Consider the following 8,310-nt stretch of genomic DNA (forward strand, 5'->3'; position numbering starts at 1 on the left):
GCCGGGGCTTTTCAATGCCTGGTGAGGCGGGTTTTTTATTCCACCACCAGCTTTTTCACCACCACGCCGGCTTCCGTCTGGAGGCGCAGCGAGTACACGCCGGTGGCCAGGTTGGTGAGCGGCAGGGTGTAGGTGGGCTGGCCGGCTGGCAGGGCCTGCGTGAGCACCACCCGGCCCAGGGCATCAACCAGCGCGGCCGTCACGGCTTTGCGGTTGAGGACGTAGGGCAGTTCGACGAATACCGCCTTGCTGGCGGGGTTCGGGTACACGGTTACCTGGGCCGCCAGCTTGGCCGAAGCCACGCCCAGCACCCGGGCCCCAAACACCAACTCGAAGCGCGGGGTGGTATTGGCCGCGTTCATGGTGAAGGTGTAGTCGGGGTTCACACTTAGGTCGGTGAGCGTGCCCAGCTGCAAGTCGCGCAGGAAGGGCTGCTCGCCGGCACCGAAGTTGAGCACCTGCGCCGCGTGCAGCGTGTAAGTGCCCGTCACGGGCAGGCCAATGAACAGCGGCACCGTGACCGAAGCCGTCGAGGTCAGCGGCAGGCCGTTGATGGCCAGCTTGTTGTTGCCAGCCCAGGCGGCCAGGTTCAGGCCGGTGGGGTTGGCCAGCTTCATGGCGTCCATCTCGCGGTCGAACCCGGCCGTGGCGCCGTTATCGAAGTACACGTAGGCCTCGTCCGAAGCAGCGCCCGCGGCGGCACCTTGCAGCGTCAGCTGCACCAGCGGCCGCGTTTCGGCAGTGCGCTGGAAGGTGGTGCCGTTGGGCGCGGTCAGGCGTTGGGCGTTGCGCAGGGTCAGGTTGCCACTGGTCTGGCCAGCAGCTACGCGAGTAAAGAAGCCCTGCCCCGAGGGAACGACGGGATTGCCGATACCGCCAACGTAGGTCCGATACTGGCCGGCATACTGCCCGGTGCTGCTGTAGACGTAGATGGCGGCATCCAGGCCCACGCGGTCGGCATTAGCTACGCGGCTGTAGTCCAGGGGAGCGGGATAAGGGTTGCCCACCAGCTGCCAGCCGCCGTCGGGGATGGTGTTCCGGGTGCTGGTCAGGGTCTGCGACAGGTCGCCGTTGTTCAACGTGCCGGTTACGGCCAGTGTCTGCGGGGCCAGGTTCACGGTGTAGCCTTTGCCCACAGCCAGCGGGTCGGTCAGCGCGCTGGGCGACGTCCAGCCACGGTCGAAGGGAGCCAGGTTGTTGTTGGTGGCCGTGGCCACGCGGGCTTCGTCGTAGAAATAAACCGTGGGGAACGGCCGCACGCTATTGGGCGTCGCCGACGTGTTGTAGGTCGGGTTCACCACGGGCGTGAAGCTGGCCGTGGCCAAGCTGCCTACGGTGGCCGTGCTCACGGGCGCGCTATAGTGGCGATAACCCAGGCCGGGGTTCAGGGTCGGGTCGATGTAGCGCTGCACCGTCACGGTGCCGCTAACGATGGCACTGCCGTTGTTCACCACCAGCGCCGTGTTCGTATCGTTCGACTCCAGCGTGAGCGGGTTGCCGTTGGTGGTGAAGTTACCGTTGAGCGTGAACAGGCGCTGCACCGAGGTGCTGGCCGAAGTGCTCGACTGCGCGCCGTTGGCTTGCACCGTCAGGTTCCAGAAGCGGGTGTTGCTGCTGCCCAGGATGCTGCTCGCGGCGGTATTGCCCAACACCATCGTACCGCCCGTGGGCTGGTAGGTGCCGTTGTTGGTCAGGTTGGCCGCGACCACCACCGTGCCGCCGTTCTGGGTCAGGCTCGCGCCGCTGTTGAGGGTCAGGTTGCGCACGTTGGCCGTGCCACCCGTGAGGGCCGGGAAGCGTCCGCCGCTGGGCGCGGTCGGGATGGTGGCGTCAATCGTTGCGGTGGGCACCGCGTTGGGCGACCAGTTGCCGGCCGTGAACCAGTCGGTGCTCACGGTGCCGGTCCAAGTCACGGCCGTCACGACCGGGGCCGCGATGGTGAGCGTGTATGCCTGCGAACCAGTGAAGCCAAAGGCATCGGTGGCCGTCGCCGTGAAGGTAAACGAGCCGTTCACTGCGGGCGTGCCCGAAATCGTGCCATTCGTCAGGCTCAGGCCAGCCGGCAGGGCACCGGCCGTAATGGCGTAGGTGTAAGGAGCCGTACCGCCCGAGGCCGACAGGGCCTGGCTGTAAGCCGTGCCCTGCGTGCCGTTGGGCAGCGTGGTCGGAGCAATCGTGATGGTCGGGGCTGCAACCGTCAGCGTGTAGCTGCGCGAGCCGCTGTAAGGGCCGGGAGCCGCCGAGTTGTCGGTGGCCGTCACCGTGAAGGTAAACGTGCCAACTACCGTGGGCGTGCCCGCAATCGTGCCGTTCGTCAGGCTCAGGCCCGAAGGCAATGCGCCAGCCGTGATGACGTAGGTGTAGGGAGCCGTGCCCCCCGAGGCCGACAGGGCCTGGCTGTAGGCCACGCCCACCGTGCCACCTGGCACCGAAGCCGGAGCCAGGGTGATGGTGGGAGCCAGGAAGGTGATGGCATAAGGCGAAGGCGTGCCGGCCGTGTTGAAGTTGCCGGCCGCGTCCTGGGCTACGTTGGCCGGTACGGTCACCGTCGTGGCCGTGCCCGCCGTGGTCGGCGTCACGTTAAACGTGAAGGTGGTGCCCGCAACAACGGTGGTGAAGCCCGAGATGGCCCCATTAGTCACCGTCACGTCGCCCTGCACGAAGCTGGCGTTCACGTTCTCCGAAAAGGTTACCGTGAAGGGAATGGGCGAGGTCGTGGTCGTACCGCCGCTGGCCCCAGCGGAGCTCGTGATGGTCACCGCAGGACGCGTCGCATCGATGGTGAACGTGTTCGTGTTCGAATTCGCGCTCACCGACGTGCCGCTGGCCTGGGCCGTGGCGTACACCGTGTGGCTGCCGTCGGCCAGGTTAGTGGGTTGCGTCAGGCTGAAGCTGCCGCTGGCCGTGGCCGTGGTCGTGCCAATGCTCGCGCCGTCTACATACACCGTCACCGTCGAGTTGGCTGGAGCCGTGCCCGAGTAAACTGGCGTGCGGGTATTCAGCAGGCTGCCGTTGGCCGGGGCCGTTACCACCGGAGCCGGGGTAACCACCGTGAAGGCTTGGCTCAGCGTCTGGCTGCAGGGCAGGTTCACCACCAGGTTGCCCGAGGTCGCGCTGGCCGGCACCGTAAACTGGAAGCCGGTCGCGCTGATGCCGGTAGCCGTTACAGGCGCACCATTCAGCGTCGCGCTGGTCAGGCCGCTCAGGTTGGTACCGCTCACCGTTACGAGGGTGCCCGGCGTGGCCGGGTTGGGGGTGGCGCTGGTGATGGTAGCCGTGGGAGCCGGGTTCACCGTCACCTGGGCCACCGACGTGCTGGTGTTGCCGCTGCCGTCGGTCACAGTCAGCAGCACATACTGCGTTTTGCTGGCCTCCGAGCAGTCGTAGCTCAGGCTGCCGGCGTCGGCCGAGTAGGCGGCCTGCACGGCCAGCGCCTTGGGCGTGCCGCCGCAGGGGTCACCGAGCGTGGGGTTGTTGTTGGCGCTTGAGCCGTTGACAGCGTCCATGCTGCCGGTGCTGCGGCCGATGAACGAGTTCTGGGCCGTGGTCACGCTGTTGGCGGCGTTGCAGCTGCCCAAGCGGTAGTTGCCGTTGGTATCGTCGGTGGGCGTGCCGTAGCTGGCGAAACGGATGGCCGTGAAGTTGGCCCCGTTGGGCGTGGTCAGCGTCAGGGTGCTGCCTTCGGCTACCCGGCCGCGGGCGATTTTCTGGATAGTGTAAGTAAGCGTGCCCGGGCCGGTGCTGCCGTTGTTCACGCTGCTGGCGCTCAGGGTCGCCGTGCCGTTGGCAGCCAGGTTCACCGTTACGTTCTGCGCCGTCGCCACCACTGGCTGCGCGTAGGTGATGTTGAACTGCGCAGCGGCGGTGTTGAAGTTGCCGGCTGCATCCTGGGCCACGTTGGCCGGCACGTTCACCGTCACGGTGGTGCCGCTGCTGGTGGGTGTCACGTTGAAGGTAAAGGTCGTGCCCGAAACGGCGGTGAAGCCCGAAATCGTACCGCCCGTCACCGTCAGGTCGCCCTGCACGAAGCTGCCGTTCACGGTTTCCGAGAAAGTCACCGTGAAGGGCACCGGCGTGGTGGCCGTCGTGCTGCCCGAAGTGCCCGCCGACGAGCTGATGACCACCGATGGCCGCACGGTATCCACTGTGAAGTTATTCGTACTCGAGTTGGCGCTCACGGCCGAGCCGCTGGTCTGGGCCGTGGCGTACACCGTGTGCGAGCCCTGGCTCAGGGCCGTGGGCTTCACCAAGCTGAAGCTGCCGCCGGCCGTGGCCGTCGTCGTGCCAATGCTGCTGCCGTCCACGTAAACCGTTACCGTCGAGTTAGCCGCAGCCGTGCCCGTATAAGTCGGCGTGGTGGTATTCAACGAGCTGCCGTTGGCCGGGGCCGTTACGACCGGCGCCGCCGTTGCCGGCAGCTGGTACTGCACGCTCACCGAATTGCTGGCCGAGTTGCCGGTGTTGTTGGCATCGTTGGCCACGCCGGTGGCCAAGCTCACCGTTACCGTACCCGCGCCGCTGGGCGTCACGGTGAAGGTGTAGGGGCCCGCGCCGCTGCCCGCGAAACTGCCGCTGGTCAGCGTGCCGCCCGATACCGTCACGTCCGAAGCCGTGAAGGTGGTACCCGCGCTCTGCGAGAAGCTTACCGAGAAGGGAATGGGCGAGGTGCTGGTGGGGCTGCCCGAAGTCGTGCTCACGGTGGCCGTCAGGGCCGGAGCCACTACGTTGAACGTGGCCGAGGTGAAGGCGTCGTACGTCGGGATGTTGTTCGGCTGAATGTTGCCTACGAACACGTCGTTCACGAACACGTTCAGCCGCTGGTCGAGCGCGGTGTAGTTGCGCTGCATGGTCTGGAAGTTAATCTGGTAGCTGCCCGTGGGCACGGCCAGGTTTTGCGATACGCTACCGTTGTTGCCAGTAGCGCTTTGCAGCAAAGCCACTGCGTCGCCCGAGTAAGCCGTCGACGCAAAGCCGCTGCCGTTGCGCGACACACCGGCCTGCGTGCCGAAGCTCCAGGGACTAGCCACCACACCTTGGGCTTGGTACAGGAAACTACTGGGAGCTACGTTGTTGCTCTCGAAGCTACCGTTCTGCAAGCCGTTGGCGAAGGCCGTGCCGCCGCTCAACACCTGCACCACGTCCACGAAGGCCGTCACGTCGCCGTTGCCGCTGGCGCTGCCCGCCGCCTGAATGCGCAGCGTGGGCGCGGCCGCGAAGCTCTTGGTGATGGTGTACACCTCACCCGCCGTGTAAGGCACGTTCGTCACCGTGGGCGTCGTGCCCGTGGTGTTTTGCACGTCTAGGCGCAGGCTGCCGTCGCCAGTGCCCGTGTTCACCACGACCGTGTAGGTCGTGCCCGAGCCGCTCACGCTGCTGATAGCAGCACCGCTGATGCTGCCACTCGTGATGGTGGGCGTGAAGTTGGTGGTCGTCAAGTTTGCCACCGTGCCCGAGAATACCACCCGGTAGCTCACCTGGGCCGTGGCCGTGGGCGAAGGCGTCAGGCGCGTGACCGAGACTACGGTTACGCTCTGGTTGATGTCGTAGGTCTGGCCGCCCGTGAAGCCGCCGCTCAGGGCGTTGCCGGCGGCGTCGGTGATACCCGAGCCGCTGCTCTTCACGTCGAGACGAATCGTGCCGTTGCCGCTGAGGCTGCTGGCCGTTACGTCGTACTGGGTGCCGTTGCTGCCGCTCACCGAGGCCACGCTGCTGATGGAGCCGCTGGTCGAGCCGGTGGTCGTAACCAAGGTAAAGCTGCTGGTCGTCACGCCCGTCACCGTTTCGCTGAAAGTCACGCGGAAGGTGACCGAAGTGCCGCTGGTGCTGCTGCCCGTCGGGTTCTGGCGGTTGCTGCTGCTCACCGTTGGGGCCACCCCGTCGACCAGGATGCCGGCCGTCGAGGGCACGCCGTTGAGGGTCAGGGTCGCGTTGTTGCCCAGCGCGTCGCGCAGGGTGCCGCCGTTCAGCCCCAGGGCGCCCAGCGCAATGCCGTCCGCATCCTGGTCGCCGCTCTGCACGGTGTAGCTGAAGACTAGTGCCGTGGTGCCGGTGCCCGAGGCGTAGGCCGCCTGCCGGGCAGTCGCGCCGACGGTCAGGGCCAGCTGCGGCGTGCCCGTCACGGTCACGGCTTCCGAGAAGTTTACCGTGAAGCTCAGCGTCTGACCGGCGCGGTAGGTGCCGTTGGCCGGCACCGCCACGCTCGACACCGCCGGGCCATCCTTATCGATGGTGTATACTTCGCCGCTGGTGTAGGGCACGTTGCTCACGCTGGGCGTGAGGCCGGTGCTGTTGTTCAGGTCCAGGCGGAGGGTGCCGCTGCCGGTGCCGGTGTTCACCGTCACGGTGTAGGTAGTGCCCGAGCCCGATACGCTGCTCACGCTGGGCGTGGCGCCCAGCGTGCCGGTGGTCGTCAGGGTGAAGTTGCTGGTCGTCAGGCCCGTCACGCTGGCCGCGAAGGTCACCGTGTACTGCACGGTGGCGGCGTTGGTGGGGTTGGTGCTGGTTCGCACGATGGACGAAACCGTCGTCGGCACCGGCGTACCCGTTATCTGGATGTTGTCGAAGGCAATTTCTTCGCCCCCGTTGTCGCCCACTTCCACTCGGAAGCTCACGTTGGTGCCGGCCACCGCGGCGGGCAGCGCGATGTCCACATCCTGCATGGTGGTGGTCAGCAACAGGCCGGAGGCGCTACCGTCCTGGCGCAGCCCCCCGTTATTCAAGCCCGTGAAGTTGCCCGAAGGGAAGGCCTGCCAGCCCGCGCCGTTGTTCAGGTTGTAGGAGAAGCGCAGAAAGTCGTCGGTGGAAAAGGGACTGGGGGAGGTGGCGGCGGCCTTGAGCTTGAAGTGCAGGTTGGTGAAGCCGGTGGTATTCACCGGGGCCAATTGCAGTACCCCGCCAAGCGGCGTCGCGATGTTATTGCCCGCCGTGGGCAGCCCGTCGCTCGACGCGGGCAGGAATTCCTTGGTGCCCCGGCCGTAAAAGTAGCCGCTGCCCTGGATTTGACTGAAGACGGTGCTGGAGCCATACGTAGCGCCGGGGGGGCCGGTCAGCCGCACAAAGCCCTGCGTCCCGGAAGTAGCCGTGTTGGAGCCGTAGGTCGTGCCTTCGCCGTCATCTTCAAAGTCCTCGGTGAAAGGCAGCCCCACCGCGTCATTGAGCTTGGCCGTCACCACCACGTTGCGGATAAGCTGACCGCTGGTGCTACCGCTGTTGCTGACCGTAAACGCGAAGGTGCGCGTGCCGCCGCGGGCCGCCGTAGAGGTGGTGTTGCGGTATTTCACCGAGAGCAGCAGGTTCTGGTAATTGGTTTCCGAGGAAGAGCCGGTGAAAGCCAGCGCGCCGTTGGTGCTGTTGGCCGCATCGAACGAGATGCCGCTGCCAGCAGGAATCGTGTAGGTCAGCTCGTCCTGCGCCGCCACGCGGGTGCCGTTCGTGAAGACGACCTTGGCGGCATCCAGCGTGGCACCGCTGGGATTGTCGGCGGTCAAATCGGTGAAAATGGGCAGCGCCGCGCCCCCTTCGGCATAAGCCCGGTCACCGGTGTCAGTGGTAGCCAGGGTCGGGGGTAGGCTGGTGGCCTGGGTGCCCGTTACCCGAATGTTGTCAAACCCCAGCTCCCTGCCCGAAGCGGCGACGTCAACCTGCACACGGATAAACAGGAAACCGGAGCCCGAATTAATCGGAAACTCAAAATTTTTGAAGACTTCGGTCAGGTTCTGCCCGGTACTGACACCGTTTACATACTGATACCATAAGCCGGGGGAAGCATTGACACCAGTGAATTCGCCGGCTGTGAGAAAACTGGAAGCAGCGGGAACAACGTTCGTAGAGGTATACGCATACTGGATACGCATATGGTCGGTGTTGATGGCTACGCTGGTATTGGTGCCACTAGTCGTGCGGCGCGGGTCCGTGACCAGAATATTGACCTTGATGGTGTTGTAGTTCTGCGCGTTGGCTATGGCGTTGAGCGTCAACGTCGCCGGGGGAATCGTACGGTTAAAATCCACTCCTGCTTCCGCCGCCCAGAACCAGGAGCCATCGGGCGTTGGCGAAACAACCGGGTTACCAAATCCTGCTTTTGGATTCTGAGTCCGGGTGAAGTAGACCTGGGTAGCAGAAGTGTTATTAATGGTCGCGTTATTGTCGAAGGTAGTGGTGTACCCGTAGTCGCCATTAGTTGCCTCGAAGCTTTCCCTGATGCTCAACTGAGCCCAGGCGCTGCCGGAAAGCAGGAGCAGTACCCAGAGGATTATATGTTTTTTCATAAAAAAATATTTGAAAGGATGAAACAAAGGCACTATGTAATGC

1 protein-coding gene is annotated in these 8,310 nt (G+C 65.0%); it reads right to left on the reverse strand.

What is annotated here, in order from left to right:
- Positions 1-35: 35 nt before the first annotated feature.
- Positions 36-8,267 carry a T9SS type A sorting domain-containing protein gene (locus AAFH49_RS18675; protein ID WP_342300571.1) on the reverse strand — a complete coding sequence of 2,744 codons (8,232 nt, stop codon included), beginning with the start codon at positions 8,265-8,267 and terminating at the stop codon, positions 36-38.
- Between the last annotated feature and the right edge of the window lie 43 nt (positions 8,268-8,310).

Source organism: Hymenobacter segetis, assembly GCF_038448715.1.
Classification (GTDB): domain Bacteria; phylum Bacteroidota; class Bacteroidia; order Cytophagales; family Hymenobacteraceae; genus Hymenobacter; species Hymenobacter segetis.

Bases quoted from the DNA above. Each gene is read 5' to 3' on its own strand.
- AAFH49_RS18675 (WP_342300571.1), bottom strand. From the start codon at position 8,267: ATGAAAAAACATATAATCCTCTGGGTACTGCTCCTGCTTTCCGGCAGC.